This window comes from Millionella massiliensis (genome assembly GCF_900104655.1).
GTDB classification, from domain to species: domain Bacteria; phylum Bacteroidota; class Bacteroidia; order Bacteroidales; family Rikenellaceae; genus Rikenella; species Rikenella massiliensis.
Window position 1 is genome coordinate 2,056,193 of sequence record NZ_FNWD01000002.1, and the last position, 20,028, is coordinate 2,076,220.

A 20,028-nucleotide genomic window follows, 5' to 3' on the forward strand; every position below is an offset into this window, starting at 1 on the left:
CCGGTCCCACACCGAGGCCGAGAGTTCCCGTAGCGGGCCGCAGTTTCCTCTGCGGAGGGGGCGAATCTCTGTACCCGAAGCCCCTCCGGTGCGCGGTTCACGGAAAAAGAGTGGTTAATGTCATTGGTTTTTCATCTTCCGGAACCACGTTTGCGGCCCGCAGTGCGGGACTCACTCCATCGAACCACACTGCGGATAAATCACGAGTCACAAAAAAGTCAAACACTCAATATGAAAAAGAATCAGAAGATAGCCGGACGGTCTGTAGTGGCGGCAGCCCTGGCCGCCGGTTTGGTTGTCGCCTGCTCGCCCAAGCAGTCCGGCATGAGCTACGAAACCGTCGCCGTCGAGCGGGATACCATCAGCAACAGCGTCACGGCCACCGGAACGATCGAAGCCCTTACCGAAGTCGACGTGGGTACGCAGGTCTCCGGTAAGATCACCAAGCTCTACGCCGATTACAATTCGATTGTCAAGGCCGGTCAGCTGCTGGCCGAACTCGATACCGTTGAACTGCGGGCCACGCTCGATTCGCGTATCGCCAGCCTCGAGGCTGCCCGTGTCAAATATGAATACCAACAGAAAAACTATAACCGAATCAAAGGGCTTTTCGAAAAGGGGATGGTCAGCGAGACCGATTTCGAGGATGCCGAATATGCCTACGAGACGGCCCGCACCGATTACGACCAGGCGCGTTCCAACCTGGTGCAGGCCGAGACCAATCTGGGCTATGCGCGTATCTATTCGCCTATTGATGGGGTGGTGATTTCGCGTGAGGTCGAAGTCGGGCAGACCGTGGCCTCCAGCTTCGAAACCCCGACCCTCTTCACGCTGGCCGAGGACCTGCGCGAGATGCGTGTGATTGCCGACGTCGACGAGGCCGATATCGGACAGGTGCAGGAGGGACAGAGCGTCAGCTTTACGGTCGACGCCTATCCGAACGATGTCTTCACCGGGAAGGTGACCCAGAAACGTCTGCAGGCTACCGAAGAGTCGAGCGTGGTGACCTACGAAGTGGTGATCTCGGCAGCCAACCCCGACATCAAACTGATTCCGGGTCTGACGGCCAACGTTACTATCTATACGGTGCAGAAACCCGACGTGCTGATCGTTCCGTCCAAAGCGCTGCGCTTCTCGCCCGAAATGGGACCGCAGACCGCTTCGACCACGGGTCCGCGTCGCGTCTATGTCAGCCACAACGGCCAGTTGACCGAAACCCCGGTACAGACCGGCGTGACGGACGGTATCTATACCGAGATCACCAAAGGGCTCTCCGAAGGCGATTCGGTGGCCGTGGGATTCAAGATGCAGCTTCCGGCCGACGGGATGGAAGAGGAGATGGGCGGCGAACAGAGCCCCTTCATGCCGACGCCTCCCGGAGGGAACAAGAAAAAATAGTTATGCGCAAGGGAGCCTGACCGGCCCGGAAACAGTGTGTTGAGTGGTGGAAAGGCAGCTGCTCCGGCAGAGAGCAGGCTCCGATTTGCGCTATCCGTCGCAGAGACGGCTAGATCAACGAACAATTATGGAAAAGGAGATCATTAGAATCGAGAATATCCGTCGCGACTTTACGGTCGGCAGCGAGACGGTCCATGCCCTTCGGGGGGTGTCGTACACGATCCGCGCCGGAGAGTTCGTGACCATCATGGGGACCAGCGGATCCGGCAAATCGACCATGCTGAATATCCTGGGATGCCTCGATACCCCCACCTCCGGCGAGTACTATCTCGATGGCATCTCGGTCCGGACGATGGGCAAAAACGACCGGGCGACGCTGCGTAACCGCAAGATCGGATTCGTTTTCCAGAACTATAACCTGCTGCCCAAAACCACGGCCCTCGAGAACGTCGAGCTGCCGCTGCTCTACAATCGTGAGTACTCGGCCCGTCAACGCAAGGAGAAGGCCGAACAGGCACTGGTTGCCGTTGGGCTGGCCGAGCGGATTAATCACCGTTCGAACCAGATGTCCGGCGGTCAGCAGCAGCGTGTGGCCATTGCGCGTGCGCTGGTCAACGATCCGGTGATTCTGCTGGCCGACGAGGCCACCGGGAACCTCGATACGCGGACGTCGTTCGAGATCCTCACCCTCTTCCAGCGGCTCCATGCCGAGGGGCGGACGATCATCTTCGTGACCCACAACCCCGAGCTGGCCCAGTTCAGCAGCCGCAACATCACCCTGCGCGACGGCCGCGTGGTGGCCGATACGGCCAACACCAACATCCGGTCGGCCCGCGAGGTGCTGGAGTCGCTGCCCAAGGAGAATGACTAAACCTGACACACAGAACGATGAACTACAAGAATCTGGTGCGCATCGCCCTGCGAGCGCTCAACAACAATAAGTTCCGGGGGTTCCTGACCATGTTGGGGATCATCATCGGGGTGGCGTCGGTCATCGCGATGCTGGCCATCGGGCAGGGCTCGAAACGGAGCATCCGGGCCCAGATTTCGGAGATGGGATCCAACATGATCATGATCCATCCGAAATTCGACCGTGGGGCCGGTGTCCGGCTCAGTGCCAGCGACATGCAGACCCTGAAGATTGCCGACTACCAGACCCTGCTCAACGAAGCCACCTGGGTAGCCGCCATCTCGCCCACGGTGAACTACAGCGGCCAGGCGATCTATGGGGCCAACAATACCCCTACGACCGCCTACGGGGTGAGCCCCGAGTACCTCGACATCCGTAAGTACGAGGTCGGACAGGGCGAGATGTTCACCGACAGCGACATCCGTACCGCCGCCAAGGTTTGTGTGGTGGGGCAGACCGTGGTGGACGAGCTCTTCCCCAATGGCGAGAATCCGCTGGGCAAGACGATCCGGGTCGACAAAATACCTTTCCGCATCATCGGGGTGCTGGTTTCGAAGGGCTACAACTCGATGGGGCAGGACCAGGACGACCTGATTCTGGCCCCCTACACGACGATCATGAAGCGTATGCTGGCCGTCACCTATTTCCAGGGGATCTATTGTTCGGCCATCAGCGAAGAGTTGACCGACCAGGCGGTCAATGAGTTGACCGAGATCCTCCGCCGCAGCCACAAACTCGGCGAGAATGACGATGACGACTTCGAAATCCGCTCGCAGGAGGAGTTGAGTTCGATGATGAGTTCGACGACCGAGATGATGACTGTCCTGCTGGCCTGCATTGCGGGCATCTCGCTGCTGGTCGGCGGTATCGGGATTATGAACATCATGTACGTGTCGGTGACCGAACGTACGCGTGAGATCGGTCTGCGTATGTCGATCGGGGCCAAAGGACGCCACATTCTGTTGCAATTCCTGATCGAAGCGGTGATTATCAGTGTGATGGGTGGTCTGATCGGAGTGCTGCTCGGTATTGGAGCCTCGGCGGCGATCAAGTATTTCGCCGGGTGGCCCGTCTACGTCCAGCTCTATTCGGTCGTGCTGTCGTTCGCGGTTTGTACCGTGACGGGGATCTTCTTCGGGTGGTACCCCGCTCAGAAGGCCTCGAGGCTCGACCCCATCGAAGCGATCCGGTACGAGTAAAAACAGCCGGCACTCAAAAAATAACTCGTACGAACCGTCTTCCGCTCCAGCCGGCGAAAGGCGGTTCGTATGTGGCTTTTAATGGGATAGAGAATGAACAAAAATCCGTACCTTGCAGATGAAATGGAACGCATGAATAAAAACCGTGGCCTGATGATCGCCATCCACACCATCGGATGGGGGTTGATGTTCGGTTTCCCGCTGCTGTTCACGCAGGGCCGGGCGACGATCGACTGGGTGGGCTATGCCCGTTACTGCATGGTTCCCCTGTGTTTCATGATCGTCTTCTACGTCAACTATTTCGGGCTGATCGATCGTATGCTGTTCCGGCGGAAAATCCTGCCTTTCGTCGTGGTCAATGTCGTGTTGATCCTGGTGGTCATGCTGGTCATGCACTTGTGGTTCGAATTTTTCCGGATTCATGTGCAGGGCGAGGTGCCGCCCCCACGAGGCCGAGGACCGCGAATGCCGGCTTCGGTATTCATGTTGCGCGACATGCTGTTGCTGGGGCTGACCGTGGCCCTGAGCGTGGCGATCCGGGTGACCGGCAATTGGTATCGTACCGAAACTGAACGTCGGCAGGCCGAGCAGGCCCGGACACAGGCCGAATTGCAGAACCTGCGCAACCAGCTCAATCCGCACTTCCTGTTCAATACGCTCAATAACATTTATGCGTTGATTGCGATCGGACCCGACCGGGCACAGGAGGCGGTGCTGCAGCTGAGCGGATTGCTGCGCCACGTGCTTTACGAAAAGAACGGGGAGCGTGTGCCGCTGGCCAAGGAGCTGGCCTTCATGCGCAGCTATGTGGAGCTGATGAGCCTGCGTTTGCCGTCGAGCGTACGGTTGAAAGTCGACATGGTCGATGCTGCTGCGACACAGGGGCTGACCATCGCGCCGCTGCTGTTCATCACACTGATCGAAAACGCCTTCAAGCACGGAGTCTCGGCCGATGCGCCTTCGTTTGTGGATATTTCGCTGACCGTTACGCCCGACGGAAACGGGGTGCACGGTCGGATTGTGAACAGCTATTTCCCGAAACGCGACAACGACCGCAGCGGTTCGGGCATCGGGCTGGAGAACCTGAGACGGCGACTGGGACTGCTTTATCCCGGGCGCTACTCCCTGCGGACCGAACGCGAGGGGGATTGTTTTGTTGCAGAGATGACCGTAAATTGTCGGAATTGATATGATGTTGAATTGTCTGATTGTGGATGACGAGCCGTTGGCGCTCGATCTGCTGGAGAATTATGTGGGCCGGACGCCGTTTCTGCAGTTGGCGGGGCGGGCCGGGAGTGCGCTGGAGGCGTTGGAGTATATCGAACGGGCCGGCGATGGTACGCACGAGGAGATTCACCTGCTGTTTCTGGATATCCAGATGCCGCAGTTGAACGGGATAGAGTTCTCGCGGTTGTTGTCCGAACGCGGGAACGGCCAGACCAAGGTGATCTTTACGACCGCTTTCGGTGAGTATGCGTTGGAGGGGTTCCGGGTGGATGCGCTGGATTACCTGCTCAAACCGATCAGTTACACGGAATTCCTGCGGGCGGCCATGAAGGCGCAGGAGTGGTTTCTGCGTACTTCGGCCGGCGGACCCGAGGCCGAAAACGTCAAGCGTGACAGCATCTGGGTTCGGGCCGATTACCGGCAGGTGCGGGTGCGGCTGGAGGATATTCTGTACATCGAAGGGGTGAAGGATTATGTCCGGATCTGTCTGGCCGACGGTTCGCACGTGATGACCCAGATGAGCCTGAAAACCATGGGAGAACAGTTGCCCGCCGACGAATTTGCCCGCGTTCACCGCTCCTATATCGTGCATATGCCCGAGGTGAAAACCATCGAACGGGGGCGGATTGTCTTCGGAAAGGTGCGCATCCCGATCTCCGATTCGTTTCGGGACGAGTTTATGCAGCGGTTGGCCCAGCGGGCGTTTATCGCTCCGCGTGCCGGTGCTGCCGACAGCGAGGCTTCGCGCGAGAAAAATTAGCGGGGGGCGGCGGCCTGTGCGGATAGTGGTTTTCCCCTCTCTGCTGTTGCCGCATGGGCGTGACGTCGCGAAATTTGTATTGATTGACGGGTCCCGCAGTTGATAAAGTATGTCCGCCGACTCCTAATGAAGAGAGCCGGCGGATGTTTTTTGTGGGGAGGTGGAGGCAGGGAGACAACAAAAAGCGCCTCGGTCGAATCACCGAGGCGCTTTCATTTGAGAGAGCCACAAGCCAGGCTCGAACTGGCGACCTTTTCGTTACGAATGAAATGCTCTACCGACTGAGCTATTGTGGCAATCGTTTACGGCCACAAAGATAATCATTTTTCTTTTATTCCCAACTCGCCCTCCGATTGAAATTCCCGATCGCGTTTTTCGGACCTTGCCGGAGCGGGATGATACAGAGCGAGAAATTGCCTCTCTGTTCGTGGGGAAAGTGTTCGGTTGGGCGTTTATACCGACAGGTTTTGCGTCGGTAGGCGTGTGCCGTCGAAGCGCCGTGGCCGGTGAGGAAGGGATCCGGTGAGGAAAATCGAGGGAGAAAAGAATCGAAGGGAAGAATGGGAAAGGAAGAATCGAGGGTGGAAGGGATCGGAAAGGGTCTGTTTGATTTTGAGAGCAAGGTAGAATAAGAATCGAGACCTTTCGGGTGACTGCTCCTCAAAAAAATCGACTTCGGAAACGCGCTACAAGGCGCATCCGAAGTCGGGGAATATGGCGTGCAGACCGATAACGGGTTAGCCTATTCGGCCGGGGCCGTTGTTTCGGTGGTCCCCGTTGCAGTCGTTTGGGTAGTATCGGCAACTGCCGTCTCGGGAGCGGTCATCTCGGGACGTTCGAAACCGTCGTTTGTGGCCATTTCGGTCATGCGCTTGATGCGGTTGGCCAGATCGGGGTGGGTCGAAAAGAGCTGCTGCACCTTGCTCGTCTTGTCGGCACCCATCTCAGCTTCCATCTGTTGCAGCTTCTCGAAAGCGAGTGCCATGGCCCACGGGTTTTCGCCGTGCGACTTCAGAAAGTTATAGCCGTATTCGTCGGCGGCATACTCCTGCTTCTGCGAGAATTTCGAGTTGGCCACTGCCTCGCCCAGCGAACCGAGTTGCGACTCCGACAGTTTGGCCACGATGCCGCCAGCCGAGCTGATTCCGTCGCGCAGGGCCGAGGTCAGCAGGGCGGTCCGGAAGGCATCTTTGCTGTCTTTGTTCATCACGTGGCCGATTTCGTGGCCGATCACTCCGAGAATCTCTTCGTCGGTCATGATGTCCATCAATCCGGTAAATACGCGGACGCTGCCATCGGCACAGGCAAAGGCATTGACGTCGGTGACCCGATAGGCCTTGATGTTCAGACCTTCGGTGTTGATCTTTTCGGTGATCCGGGCCAGGCGCACCGCATACGGGTCGTCCCCTTCGCAAACTGGATTGCTTTTGTCCATCCCGTCGATGTACTCTTTGACGTAGGCTTCGAGTTGAGCGTCGCTCAGCGTGGCGGCCTGAATTGCTTTAGCGCCGGCACCGAGGGCTTTCACGAGTTTGAATTGGGCATTTGCTGTCCCTACGAGTGCCAGTGCGACGACAAGCAGGGCATAGATTCGTTTCATCGTGTTGTGGTTTGTTATGGTTTTTCGGCGGTAAAATTAAATCAAATACCGAAAAGTTTACAATTTTTTCAGTAGGCGGCCGGAGAAACGAAGTGCGGCGACCTGTCGGAACAGGCCGCCGCTCGGACATAACAAACGATGAAAAAGAGATATAAGGAATGAAACGTAAATGAAATTAGACTGCCTGCAGCGTGGCGGCCCGCAACTTGCGTTGGCAGAAGCGTTCGCACTGCTGGCCGATGTCGTAACCGAGCATGGCCCCCAGCATGAAGTCCTCTTCGGGGGTCAGTCGGTTGAGGGGTTTATCGACGAACGAGCGGACGGCCTCCAGGCAGGCCTGTTTGCCGAAATAGAGGTTTACCTTTTGGTCCGAGACCGGTTGGCAGAGGTAGGCGATATGCTGGCTTTCGAGGCGGCGGATCATGAAGTCGGCACAGGTCGGACACATCGTGCAGAGGATCAGGCTGCGGATCCCTTTCTTGAATTCGTAGATGTGGTGCATGAACACCTTCATGTCCGAAAAATTGGCGCAGTCGGGGCGGCTCATGACAGTTCGGTTTTGAGTTGTTCCGTCCAGCGGTCGATGCGTTCGGCGGTCAGGTGGCTTTCGTTGTTTTCGTCGATGGGCAGCCCCACGAAACGACCCTCCTGCAGGGCGATGGAGCTGTCGAAGGTGTAGCCCGACGGATCGCAGGCGCCGATGAAACGGCATCCGCTTGCGGCCAGCGAGTCGTGCAGCAGTCCGATGGCATCGCAGAAGGTGTCAGAGTAACCGGCCGAGTCGCCGCAGCCGAACAGGGCGACGGTTTTACCCGCGAGGTCCATCTCCTTGAGGCGGTCGATAAAATTGCACCAGTCATCCTGCAACTCGCCGCTTCCCCAGGTCGAACTGCCCAGGAGCAGTGTGTCGTATGCCTGAACGGCCGACGGATCACTGTCCGCCACGTTGTGGATGTCGGCGGCGCCGACGCCGAGTTTCTCTCCGATTTGGGTGGCGACGGCCTCGGTGGTCCCGAGGGTGCTGCCGTAGAAGATACCTGTTTTCGTTCCCATGGCTTTGTGTTTTTGTTTGATGCAAAGCTATGGATTCCGTCGTCCGGCGGGAATCCCTAAAAATGGGGAAATTGGAGCAGACGCATCCCATTCCCGAGGGGTGCCCGAAAAAGGTGTGTTACGGAGAGGAGTCTGGACCGCTTGGTTGCCCGGCTGCACGGTCTCGTTCGCTCGGCTGTTCGACCCGGTTACTCGGGCTGTGTAGATGGCGTATCATTCTGCGGGAAGAGAGGCGTGCGACGGCCACTGTAGCAAAAATGCCCCGTCCGGGAAAGGCGGGGCATCGTCGGGATACGTTGTATAGGAAGAAACGATGGGGTGTTTTGCTATTTGGGCGGTGTACCCGGAACGGGGGTGATGTCCCCGGGTAAAACGGCTGCGGCCTGACGAAATCCCTATCGGGGGATTTTGATTTTAGCGGTGCGTCCGGCCTTGACGGTCACCTTGTCGTTCCACTGCAGGAAGGCGTTGTCGCCCAGCGGCTGTGCGGCCTGTTCGGCATTTTCGGCCAGTACGGTGACGGTGGCATCGAATGCCGTGGGGTTGTGGAGGGTCAGGGTGATGTGACGGTCGTCCCGTTCTGTCTTCTGGATGGTGACGTGATCGAAGACGTAGCAGCGGTCGAGGTCGGTGCGCAGGTAGATGCCGGGAATCTCGACGGCCATCAGGGCGCCGTTCGTCTCGTTCCAGCCGGTTTGACCGCCATCACCGCGCGATCCGCGGCTGTCGGCATCGCAATAGGTGAGGCGCTCGGTAATCTTCCCGTTGGGCTGAACTCCTTCGGCGTGGGCGTGGATGATGTCGCGCAGCAGAGCGGCATAGAGGGTGTCGCCGGTGGCACGGTAGAGCTTGAGCAGCGCGTCGCCCGACTGGGTGCAGAATCCCGGGGCGCCGTGTTTGTTCTGGGTGCTGGCCCAGACGGCACCGGTCAGGTCGGCACCGAGTTTGGCCAGCGGGGTTTCGGCCGGCAACCGGTAGCGGAACGAGACGGTCCAGGTGGCGCACAGGTTGGCCAGGTCGCGGCATTGTTCCAGGTAGCATTTCTCGCCGGTGGTTTCGTAGAGGGTCATCAGCGAGGTCATCAGGGCTGCTGCCGTTTCGGAGTCGGCATTCTGAAGAATGTCGCCGCAACCGCCCGAGGTGAAGCCTCGCCGGGCGAAATCATGGTAGTAGAAATCGGCAGCTTTGCGGGCTACGTCGAGGTATTCCGGGTTGTTGTAGTATTTTGATGCGAGGGCCAGACCTCCCACGGCCATGGCGCCGCCGGTAGTGTTCCATACAGCGATGTCGCCGGTTTTCAGGTCGAGGTAGTTCCCCCACGTGCCTTCGGTCTGCCAGGTTTTGACAAAAGCATCGGCCAGTTTCTGAACGCGTTGGGTCCATTCGGGGCGGATGGCGTCGCTGCGGCCCTGTTTCCGGAGCAGGTCGAACTGTTTGACCAGCCAGTAGAGCAGATCGGCGTTCTTGCGGGTCAGCCCGATGCCGGGATTCTCCTTGGCCGCGTCACGCAACAGCGGTTTGCCGTCGGCTCCGAGAACGTCGTAGTAGTAACCGCTCTCGCCATAGCCGCGCAGCAGGGCGAAGTCGAAGGTGTTGGCAACGCGACGCAGGTGCATCGTGTCGTCCAGTGCCAGCATTGGCCAGGTGTTCATCAGCCCGCCGATCCAGCCGTAGGACATCCAGTCGGCGTTTTCGGGACAATAGTATTCGCCGACGGGGCTGACGTGGTAGCGCTCTTCGATGTTGCGGATCATGCGCTGGTGCACTTCGCTCATGGGCATCAGGTTGCGTGGTGTGGTGGGTGCCGTGTGGCGTTTGCGGTCGTGCATGAAGCGGGCCAGCAGCTGGGGAACGTCATTGGCCGGGAAGTTCAGCCGGGTCACGCGGATCACGATGCTGTCGCCGGGCTGTACGCTGATTCCCCGGTCGGGGCTGGGGCTGAAGCCGATAAATTCGGGTTTGAGTTCCCGCACGCCGGGGGCGCTGATGACGAACGAGGCGATGTCGCGGTCGAGCGACTCCTGTACGATCAGTGCGTGGTCTTTCACCTCTCCGTCCCGTTCGATGCCCTGATCCGTGAGCAGGATGGTCGCATTATGGTTTTTTCGGTCGAGCCAGGTGATGGCCGGGGTGGCGGCGTTGCAGACCAGCACTTCGAGCCGCGAGGGGGCACCGAATTCGGGCGAAAGCTGCGGAATGGGGTTGGAGGTCAGGGCCAGATCGCGTCGGTAGTAATCCGTGGCGTCGAGCCCTGTGGCGTACTGCCGATTGACGATGCGCTGACGGTTGCCGGCATAGACTACCGATGGGATCATGACGTAGTTGTCGCTCGACCATCCGTACTGGTCGAAGGCGACGGCGACGCCGGCATCCCGGAGGGCCTGACGGGCACGGAATGTGAAGACGTAGGAGGAGTCTCCGCTGTTTTGGACGTCGACTGTCCATGCTGCGGAGTTCGGGGTGATTTCAGTGGCGCTTTGCAGGCGGGCTTTGTCGTAGCGGCAGTCCAGCAGACGAAACGTACGCGAAGGGTCGGGTGTGCGGGGCAGCCAGTCGCTCTGTGCGGCGGCGGTGCTGATCAACAGGCTGGCCAAGCAGGCCAGGGTCCAGGGTTTGTTCATTGTCTGAGTTTTTTCGTAGGGGTAGAAATTCGTAGGCTGATGGGGTCGGGGGGTGAGTCCAGACAGGTGATGTTTTATCGGGGGATTTTGATTTTAGCGGTGCGTCCGGCTTTGACGGTTACTTTGTCGTTCCACTGCAGGAAGGCATTGTCGCCCAGCGGCAGTGCGGCCTGCTCGGCGTTCTCGGCCAGTATGGTGACGGTGGCGTCGAATGCCGTGGGGTTATGGAGGGTCAGGGTGACGTGGCGGCTGCTCCGCTTGATCTCCTGTACGGTGACGTGGTCGAAGACGTAGCAGCGGTCAAGGTCGGTGCGCAGGTAGATGCCGGGAATCTCGATGGCCATCAGTGCGCCGTTGATTTCGTTCCAGCCGGTCGCGTCTCCTTCGAGACGGTCGCCACGGCTGTCGGCATCGCAATAGGTGAGGCGTTCGGTGATCTTGCCGTCAGGTTGCACCCCCTCGGCGTGAGCGTGGATGATGTCGCGCAGCAGGGCGGCATAGAGGGTGTCGCCGGTAGCTCGGTAGAGTTTGAGCAGCGCGTCGCCCGACTGGGTGCAGAACCCCGGGGCGCCGTGTTTGTTCTGGGTGCTGGCCCAGACGGCGCCGGTCAGGTCGGCCCCGAGCCGTGCCAGTTGGGTCTCGGCCGGCAGTCGGTAGCGGAACGAGACGGTCCAGGTGGCGCACAGGTTGGCCAGGTCGCGGCACTGTTCCAGGTAGCGGCTTTCGCCAGTGGTTTCGTAGAGGGTCATCAGTGAGGTCATTAGGGCCGCTGCCGTTTCGGAATCGGCATTCTGAAGAATGTCTCCACAACCGCCCGAGGTGAAGCCTCGCCGGGCAAAGTCACGGTAGTAGAAATCGGCTGCTTCGCGCGCTACGGCGAGGTATTCCGGGTTGTTGTAGTATTTCGATGCGAGGGCCAGTCCTCCCACGGCCATGGCGCCGCCGGTGGTGTTCCAGACGGCAATGCCTCCGGTCTCCAGGTCGAGGTAGTTTCCCCATGTGCCTTCGGTCTGCCAGGTTTTGACAAAGGCGTCGGCCAGTTTCTGAACGCGTTGGGTCCATTCGGGGCGGATGGCGTCGCTGCGGCCCTGTTTCCGGAGCAGGTCAAACTGTTTGACCATCCAATACAGCAGGTCGGCATTTTGTCGGGTCAATGCAATGCCGGGATGCTCTTTGGCGGCATCGAGAAAGTAGGGTTTCCCTTCCGGACCGATGACGTTGTAATAGTAGCCGCTGGCAGCCTGACCGTTGAGTAGACCGAAGTTGAAGGTGTTGACAACGCGACGCAGATGCATCGTGTCGCCCAGTGCCAAGATGGGATGGGTACTCATCAGCCCGCCGACCCAGCCGAAAACGAACCAGTTAGCGTTGGATACATTGTAGAATTCGTTAACGGGGCCTGACAGATAGCGTGTGTCGATTCGTCCGATCATGCGCTGGTGCACCTCGCTCATGGGCATCAGGTTGCGTGGCGTGGTGGGTGCCATGTGGCGTTTGCGGTCGTGCATGAAGCGGGCCAGCAGTTGGGGAACGTCACTGGCCGGGAAGTTTAGCCGGGTCACGCGGATCACGATGCTGTCGCCGGGCTGTACGCTGATTCCCCGGTCGGGGCTTGGACTGAACCCAATGAACTGGGGCTTCTTTTCCCGCACGCCGGGAGCGCTGATGACGAATGAGGCGATGTCGCGGTCGAGCGACTCCTGTACGATCAGTCCGTGGTCTTTCACCTCTCCGTCCCGTTCGATGCCCTGATCCGTGAGCAGGATGGTCGCATTATGGTTTTTTCGGTCGAGCCAGGTGATGGCCGGGGTGGCGGCGTTGCAGACCAGTACTTCGAGCCGCGAGGGTGCACCGAATTCGGGCGAGAGCTGCGGAATGGGGTTGGAGGTCAGGGCCAGATCGCGTCGGTAGTAGTCCGTGGCGTCGAGCCCGGTGGCATACTGCCGATTGACGATGCGCTGACGGTTGCCGGCATAGACTACCGATGGGATCATGACGTAGTTGTCGCTCGACCATCCGTACTGGTCGAAGGCGACGGCGACGCCGGCATCCCTGAGAGCCTGTCGGGCCCGGAATGTGAAGACGTAGGAGGAGTCTCCGCTGTTTTGGACGTCGACTGTCCATGCCGCAGAGTTCGGGGTGATTTCAGTGGCGCTTTGCAGACGGGCTTCGTCGTAGCGGCAGTCCAGCAGACGGAACATGCGCGTAGGGTCGGGTGTGCGGGGCAACCAGTCGCTCTGTGCGACGGCGGTACTCCCCCACAGCATGACGAACCCGGCCAGTATCCATTTCGTTTTCATATGGTGCGGCAAGGATTACAAAGTGTTCGTGTCGTCGGCGCAACGTTGCTGGCTGGCGGTGAAGGTGCCCCGAAGCGGGGTGTCCTGGCAGGAGCGGCCGACGTGGATTTCGAATTCACCGGGCTCGAGTACCTGGCGCATCTCCTTGTTCCACAGCATCAGCTCTTTTTCGGGAATGGTGAAGCGGATCTCCTGCTCTTCGCCGGGTTGGAGCTGCACTTTCCGGAACCCTTTTAGTGCGCGTACGGGAGTGGTCACGCTGCTCACCACGTCGTGCAGGTAGAGCTGAGCCACTTCGGCACCGGCACGCGAACCGGTGTTTTTGAGGCGGCAGCTCACTTCGACGCAACGGTCAGGGGTGTCGAGCCGGTTGTCGATCTTCAGGTCGCTGTATTCGAACGTGGTGTAGCTCAGCCCGTAGCCGAAGCAGAAGAGCGGGTCGGGGGCCGAGAAGACATAGTCGCGGCCGGGTTTTTCGACCGATCCGCGCTGGTGGTAATAGCCTTTGGCCGAGGGTTTGTAGTTGGCGTACATCGGGATGTGGCCGGTGGTCGGCGGGAAGGTGACCGAAAGACGCCCCGACGGGTTGACATCGCCGAAGAGAATCCGGCTGACGGCATCGCCGCCCCGTTCGCCGGGATACCATGCCTCGAGGGCCGCATCGACCCGGTCGATTTGCTGGCCGACCGTGTAGGGACGGCCGTTGACCATCACCAGTACAACCGGTTTGCCCTGCGCGACGATCGAGTCGAGCAGTTCGGCCTGTACGCCGGGGAAACCCAGTTCGTTGCGGTCGTATCCTTCGCCGCAGGTATTGGCCTCTTTCGAGTTGGGGTCGCCCCAGCCGATGCCGGAGTAGATGACGCTGGTGCCGCCCAGCACCAGTACGACCACGTCGCTTTCGCGGGCGGCCTGCATGGCTTCGGCAAAACCCTCTTTGGAGAGTTCGGTGATGCCGCACCCTTCGGCGTAGCGGACGGTAATCCGGTCGCCGACGTAGTCGCGGATGCCCTGGAGCACGGTGGTGCCGTAGTCGTTGTTTTTGGTGACGCTGTAGTCGCCGAACTGAACTTTATCGGCGTTGGGGCCGATGACGGCGATCGAGCGCAGGCTCTCTTTGGCCAGGGGCAGGGTGGCATTATCGTTTTTGAGCAGCACGATCGACTCTTCGGCGATCCGCTGCGAGAGGGCTACACTGGCCGGGAGGTGGACTTTGCGGGCGAGACCGGCCGGTTTGGAGTAGGGACGGTCGAAGAGCCCCATCTTGAATTTGGCACGCAGCACGCGGGCCACGGCGGTGTCGATCACTGCTTCCGGCAGGGTCCCTTCCTCGACGAGCCGTTCCAGCTCGCCGTAGGCATATCGGCCGGGGGCTTCGAGGTCGACGCCGGCGGTGATGGCCTGCACGGCCGATTCACCTTTGTCGCGGGCCGTGCGGTGGAACTGGTCGAGCATGCCGATGGCTCCGTAGTCGGAGAAGACGTAGCCGTCGAATCCCCACTCACCTCGCAGAATATCGGTCAGCAGTTGGCGGCTGGCGTGGACCGGTATGCCGTCCACCTCGTGGTAGCCGGGCATGAGGCTGTAGAGGTTGGCCTCCTTGACGGCGGCTTCGAACGGCGGGAAGTGCAGCTCGCGCAGGTTGCGTTCGCCCATCAGAGCGGGGGCCAGGTTGATGCCGGCTTCGGGTACGGAGTAGGCGACGAAATGTTTGCCGGTGCAGGCGAGTTTACCTTCGGCCAGTCCGTGGCGGGTCTGTGCCGGGTCGCCCTGCATGCCGGTCACGAAAGCTACGCCCATGCGGCTTACCAGATAGGGGTCTTCGCCGTAGCACTCCTCGACGCGGCCGTAGCGCGGGTCGCGGGCCAGGTCGAACAGCGGCGAAAGGGCCTGGTCGACGCCCGACAGGGAGCCCTCTTCAGCGATCACGGCTGCCATCTGTTGGATCAGTTCGGGATTCCAGGTCGAACCGAGGCCGATGGCCTGCGGGAAGATCGTTGCTCCGAGGGCCATCTGGCCGTGGAGACATTCGGCGATCTGGATGGCCGGAATCCCCAGCCGGGTGTGTTCGCGCAGGTAGCGGTCGGCGGCTTCGGAGTAGGCAGCCACCTTGTCGTGTTCGACGAAGGGGCTCTCCAGACTACCGATGCTGCGGCCTCCGAATAGGGCGTTCAGCGAACTGTCGGTGACGTTGCCGCGGGCGTCGGTCTGGAGGGCGTTGAGGCTCTTCATGTTCAGCTGGTCGACCTTCTCCTGGAGGGTCATGCGGCTCATCAGGTCGCGGACGCGGCTCTCGACGGGCAGTGAACTGTCTTTGTAGGGAGGTTGGGCGGCGGTTGCGGCAGTGAGTGTGCTGCCCACGGCCAGCAGGGTGCAGAGCAGGGTTGTAGTGGGTTTCATGGTGGTTTGGGGTAGAGTTGGTCGGGCTTGGGCAGGAAAAGAAATCCCTGTCTAACAAATGTAAGGGACGAAAAATGATTTTGCAAACTTTATAATAGATTATTAATCAGTTGTTAAAAAGGTGTTTTACAAATAGTATGTGATACAGCAAGAGAGTATGCCGCTGATTGATAGGGTATTTTACGGGCAGGGTCTGTTTCCTTCGGGAAATGAAAAACACAATATTACCAATAGTGGAGGGAATTTGTTTGTTTTCAGGGGGTTGAATGGTTCTTGAGATTATGTTATATTTGTCAGAACCGATACCTGAACCTTAAACTCCCGATCGATGGCAAAGCCGTTTTTCAAATGGGTGTTGTTTCTCGGAGTCCTCTGTTGGAACAGCGCCCCGACGCTTTGGGCTCGTGGTGACGGGTTGACCTATGTGCTGGATATGGTGCACAACAACCCGGGCGAGCAGCCGACCCAAACCCGATATACCGATCCGCAGTACGTTGAATCGCTCGGATACAACGGGATTGTCCCGCAGTGGCACGTGCAGTGTGCCCTGACCTACGACTCCTTCGCCCCGGGGATTCTGCCCGAAGGTACGTCCGAACGGAAGTGGGTGCTCGACCGTCAACGCGAAATCCGCACCCGGCTCCGCGAAGCCAAGAAGGCGGGGCTGGCCGTCTATCCCTTTACCGACATGCTGGTGCTGCCGACGCTCCTGTTGCAACGCTATCAGGACCAGATCGTCCGGCCGCAGGATGCCGCCAGCGGGTTCAGTGCCATCCACGGCAAACTGGTGCCCGACATCAGTCAGCCGCTGACGCAGGAGTTGATACGTGCACAGGTACGCGAACTCTTTGAAACCTTCCCCGAACTCGACGGGCTGGTGATTCGTTTCGGCGAGACCTATCTGTTCGATACGCCCTACCATTCGGGCGGGAACCCCGTGCGTGCCGGCGGACAGGAGGGAATCGACGGACACGTCCGGCTGATCAACCTGCTCCGGGAGGAGGTGTGCGAGAAATACGGACGCAAACTCTTCTATCGCACCTGGGACTTCGGCTTTTTCCATACCAATGCCGACATCTATCGTCAGATTACCGACCGGGTCGAACCGCATCCCAATCTGCTCTTCTCGATCAAATATTCGCGGGGAGATTTCCATCGGTTGACCCAGTTCAACCCGACCCTGGGGATCGGCCGCCACCCCTACATCGTTGAATTTCAGGGACAGCCCGAATACTACGGCAAGGGGGCACATCCGGTCTATGTCTTCGGCGGGATGCTTGGCGGCTTCAGCGAGTATGCGCAAAACATGCCCCGTGACGCGGTGCAGAGCGTGGCCGCGCTGAAGGGCGATCCGAAATTTCAGGGATTGTGGACCTGGTCGCGCGGGGGCGGATGGCGCGGACCCTATATTACCAACGAGTTGTGGTGCGATGTGAACACGCAGGCCGCAGCCAACTGGGCTCTCGATACGACCCTGACCGAAGAGCAGGTGTTGCGCAAAACGTTGCGGTCGCTGGGTGTGGCACGCCGGTCGATCGACCCGTTCATCTCACTGCTCCATAAGGCCGACGAAGCGGTGTTGAAGGGACAGTGCTCGGCGATCGATGTTACAAAAGCCGGATTCAACGTCTGGTGGAGTCGCGACCAGTACTTCTCGGACGAAAGCGCCCTGGCCGGCTTCATGAATTATGTGGTGAAAAACGGTCGGCAGGCCGAAATGCTCGCCGAAAAACAGCAGGCCGTCGACCTGTGGCGCGAGATCGAGACCCTCGCCGGTACGATCCGCATGGCCGATCCCCGGGACGAAGAGTACCTGCGCGTGTCGGCTGCTTACGGTCGGATCAAACATGAACTGATCCAGCAGATATTCTCCATCTGTCTGTACGGGCGGGAGGCTGCTCTCTCCGGACAGTTCGACCGGGAGGCCATGCGTCGGGCCATCGAACGGTACGACGCGCTGTGGGCGGAGTGGCGACAGTTGAAGGAGAGCTCGTCGCAGTGTGCCACCCTTTACGAGCCCAACGCCTTCAGTCTGACCGACCTTTCCGGTGTCTCCGGCGACCCGGCCCGGGGAATCGGTGCCACGGTGGACAAATACCGCTCGATGCTCGAATAGCTGTAGTTGGGAGCAGGCAGGCGGGCACAGTGTCGCAGTGAGTTGTGTCTGATGGAGACGGGTGATGTGTGGCTTATGTCGGACAGTGCCTATCCGGTTGTTGAGGAGTGCCCTCCATTTCGTATGGTGGATTAAATTGATACGTTTATGATAAAATGGTGTATGGCCGGTTTGCTGGGCCTGATCGGGGCAATGTCGTGCCCGACCGTTGCCGGCGCGTCCAAAGGGAAAATGCCCGATGTGAAAGAGATCGTCTCGTCGTGCCGGGTGCGTTTTACGGCACCCCCGGCGAATATTCCGGCAACGACTTCGGTCGATGCGCCGTTGCTGGGAAACGGTTATACCGGTGTGGCGCTGGGCGGAACGCCCGACAATCTGATCTTTTATGTGGCACGCAACGACTTTTGGCGACTGAAATCATCGTACAACGAGTCGTTTCCGGCCGTGCTCGGCAAGATACGGCTCTCGTCCGAAGCGTTGCGCGGGGCGACCTATCTCGTGGAACAGGACCTGTATACGGCTACGACTACGGCCACCTTCGAAAAGGAGGGTCTGAAGCTGGTCTGCCGTGCTTACGTGGCGGCCGGGGATGACGCGATGGCGCTAAGTCTGGAGGCGAACCGCGAGGTGCCGATGCAGGTGGAGCTGCTGCTGCCCGACTCGCTGGAGCGGATCAATCAGCCGCCGTTCGATCCGTTGTTCCCGGTGGAAGAGGCTCGGGGGCGGACGGACGACGGAGTGGAGTGGGTGACGCGTGGGTTTACCGAAGATGTCGAGATTCCGACCCGTGCCGGCATCGCCGTACGTTCCATGCGGCCGGACGGGGAGCTCTCCCGGGTGACCCTGCGGCCCGGTAAACCGCTCGAACTGGTGTGTGTCTTCACCAGCAATTTCAAGACGGACGACGTGCAGACCACGCTGTGTGAGCGGGCCGTCGAACTCGGAACACCGGGTGCCTCGAAAGCGATGCGCCGACGCCACCTCGACTGGTGGCGGAACTACTGGGAACAGTCCTACGTGCAGATTCCCGACACGGCGATCGCCCGTCAGTACTACCTCTCGTTGTACGGAACCGCTTCGTGCAGCCGTGACCGGGAGTTCCCGCCGTCGATTTTCGGATCGTGGATCACCCGCGAGCGTCCGGCCTGGAACGGAGATTACCACCTGAACTACAACCACAGTGCACCCTATTACGCACTCTACTCGGCCAATCGGATCGAGCAGGCGACCCCGTATTACTATCCGCTGTTGGCGCAGATCGAACGCGGAGCCTGGTATTCGGCCCAGGTGACCGGAATTCCGGACGGGATTTTGTTGCCGGTCGGAATCGGGCCGCTCGGAATCGAAACGGTCCGTCAGAACGAGGTGCTGGAGAAGTCCACCTCTTATGTGCAGGAGGGGAACGTGGAGTGCGGAGGACTCTTCTTCGGACAGAAGAGCAATGCGGCCTATTGTGTCTCGAATCTGGCCATGCAGTTCTATTCGACCTACGACGAAGCGTTTGCCCGGCAGGTGTGGCCTTTTGTTGAGCGGACGGCCACGTTCTGGGAAAAATATGTCCGTTACGAGGATGGACGGTATGTGATCTACAACGACGCCATTCACGAGGGGACGATCGGGACGATGAATCCGATCCTGTCGCTGGGGCTGGTACGTATGGTGATGCAGCTGGCGGTCGATATGAGCGAGTTTCTCGATACGGATGCCGAGCGTCGGCCCGTGTGGCGGCGCATCCGCGACGAACTGGCCGACTTCCCCGTGCAGCAGCGTGACGGTAAAACGGTATTCCGTTATACGGAGCGGGGCATGGCCTGGAACGATGGAAATACGCTGGGAATTCAGCACATCTATCCGGCCGGTACGATTCACGCCGGGTCGGACACGGCGCTGCTCCGGATCGCCCGGCAGACGATCGACCTGATGGGGCGGTGGCTCGATTTCAACGGGTCCAACTCCTTCTTCCCGGCGGCCGTACGGGTCGGTTATTCGGCCGACACGATCTACAACAAGTTGCGCGTCTATGCCGGACATACCTACCCCAACGGATTCCAGCTGGGCAATCCCCATGGAATCGAAAACCTCAGTACGGTGCCCAATACGGTCAACGAAATGCTGTGCAGCGGCTTTGGCGGTGTCTTGCGGCTCTTCCCCGTATGGCCGGCCGGACAGGATGCGGCGTTTGTACGGATCCGGACCTATGGAGCTTTTCTGGTCTCGGCATCGATCCGCAACGGCGAGATCAGCCCCGTTCAGCTGTTGAGCGAAAAGGGACGTCCCTGTCGGCTGGAGAATCCCTGGCCGGGACGTGCCGTGCTGGTCAAAGGATCGGTTTCCGGGGCCAAAACCTATACCGGCTCCTGCATCGAATTCGGAACGGCTCCCGGTGAGCGGTTTACGATTGCTCCGGCACGGGCGAAATAGAATGCGGCCGGTGTTTTCGGGGC

The 20,028-nt window shown here is 59.6% G+C and carries 13 protein-coding genes and 1 tRNA gene; 7 read left to right on the forward strand and 7 right to left on the reverse strand.

Features of this window, described 5'->3' with window-relative positions; translation table 11 throughout:
• Positions 1 to 231 precede the first annotated feature (231 nt).
• The 5 genes from BQ5379_RS07985 to BQ5379_RS08005 all read left to right on the forward strand — a co-directional run bounded on the left by BQ5379_RS07985 (position 232) and on the right by BQ5379_RS08005 (position 5,494).
• On the forward strand, positions 232 to 1,398 hold the full coding sequence (locus BQ5379_RS07985) for an efflux RND transporter periplasmic adaptor subunit (RefSeq protein WP_071134945.1): 1,167 nt from the start codon (positions 232 to 234) through the stop codon (positions 1,396 to 1,398).
• A gap of 127 nt (positions 1,399 to 1,525) precedes the next feature.
• A complete protein-coding gene (locus tag BQ5379_RS07990) occupies positions 1,526 to 2,269 on the forward strand; it encodes an ABC transporter ATP-binding protein (protein ID WP_071134946.1) in 744 nt (247 codons plus the stop codon).
• A gap of 17 nt (positions 2,270 to 2,286) precedes the next feature.
• Positions 2,287 to 3,507: an ABC transporter permease gene (locus BQ5379_RS07995; RefSeq protein ID WP_071134947.1), complete on the forward strand. Its 1,221-nt coding sequence runs from the start codon at positions 2,287 to 2,289 to the stop codon at positions 3,505 to 3,507.
• Between the two features lie 132 nt (positions 3,508 to 3,639).
• On the forward strand, positions 3,640 to 4,695 hold the full coding sequence (locus BQ5379_RS08000; RefSeq protein WP_235846046.1) for a sensor histidine kinase: 1,056 nt from the start codon (positions 3,640 to 3,642) through the stop codon (positions 4,693 to 4,695).
• A 1-nt stretch (position 4,696) separates the two neighbouring features.
• Positions 4,697 to 5,494, forward strand: a complete 798-nt coding sequence (locus tag BQ5379_RS08005) for a LytR/AlgR family response regulator transcription factor (protein WP_071134949.1) — start codon at positions 4,697 to 4,699, stop codon at positions 5,492 to 5,494.
• A gap of 223 nt (positions 5,495 to 5,717) precedes the next feature.
• On the opposite strand, the gene BQ5379_RS08010 is transcribed toward BQ5379_RS08005, so the two are convergent.
• From BQ5379_RS08010 to BQ5379_RS08040, 7 genes are all read right to left on the reverse strand, one after another.
• A tRNA-Thr gene (locus BQ5379_RS08010) sits at positions 5,718 to 5,790 on the reverse strand.
• Between the two features lie 446 nt (positions 5,791 to 6,236).
• Positions 6,237 to 7,094 carry a M48 family metallopeptidase gene (locus tag BQ5379_RS08015; RefSeq protein ID WP_071134950.1) on the reverse strand — a complete coding sequence of 286 codons (858 nt, stop codon included), beginning with the start codon at positions 7,092 to 7,094 and terminating at the stop codon, positions 6,237 to 6,239.
• Positions 7,095 to 7,269: 175 nt separating this feature from the next.
• Positions 7,270 to 7,641 (reverse strand): DUF2023 family protein, encoded by a 372-nt coding sequence (locus tag BQ5379_RS08020; protein WP_071134951.1) that lies wholly within the window; start codon positions 7,639 to 7,641, stop codon positions 7,270 to 7,272.
• Positions 7,638 to 8,147, reverse strand: a complete 510-nt coding sequence (locus BQ5379_RS08025; RefSeq protein ID WP_071134952.1) for a flavodoxin — start codon at positions 8,145 to 8,147, stop codon at positions 7,638 to 7,640. The genes BQ5379_RS08020 and BQ5379_RS08025 overlap by 4 nt, the downstream gene beginning before the upstream one ends.
• 395 nt (positions 8,148 to 8,542) lie before the next feature.
• Positions 8,543 to 10,768 (reverse strand): YyaL domain-containing protein, encoded by a 2,226-nt coding sequence (locus BQ5379_RS08030; RefSeq protein WP_071134953.1) that lies wholly within the window; start codon positions 10,766 to 10,768, stop codon positions 8,543 to 8,545.
• Positions 10,769 to 10,842: 74 nt separating this feature from the next.
• Positions 10,843 to 13,068 (reverse strand): YyaL domain-containing protein, encoded by a 2,226-nt coding sequence (locus tag BQ5379_RS08035; RefSeq protein WP_071134954.1) that lies wholly within the window; start codon positions 13,066 to 13,068, stop codon positions 10,843 to 10,845.
• Positions 13,069 to 13,083: 15 nt separating this feature from the next.
• Positions 13,084 to 15,468 carry a glycoside hydrolase family 3 N-terminal domain-containing protein gene (locus BQ5379_RS08040; RefSeq protein WP_071134955.1) on the reverse strand — a complete coding sequence of 795 codons (2,385 nt, stop codon included), beginning with the start codon at positions 15,466 to 15,468 and terminating at the stop codon, positions 13,084 to 13,086.
• 328 nt (positions 15,469 to 15,796) lie between these two features.
• Here BQ5379_RS08040 and BQ5379_RS08045 point away from each other — a divergent pair, with 328 nt between their 5' ends.
• A complete protein-coding gene (locus BQ5379_RS08045) occupies positions 15,797 to 17,584 on the forward strand; it encodes a hypothetical protein (protein ID WP_071134956.1) in 1,788 nt (595 codons plus the stop codon).
• A 147-nt stretch (positions 17,585 to 17,731) separates the two neighbouring features.
• Positions 17,732 to 20,005: a glycosyl hydrolase family 95 catalytic domain-containing protein gene (locus BQ5379_RS08050; RefSeq protein ID WP_143039425.1), complete on the forward strand. Its 2,274-nt coding sequence runs from the start codon at positions 17,732 to 17,734 to the stop codon at positions 20,003 to 20,005.
• Positions 20,006 to 20,028: the final 23 nt, after the last annotated feature.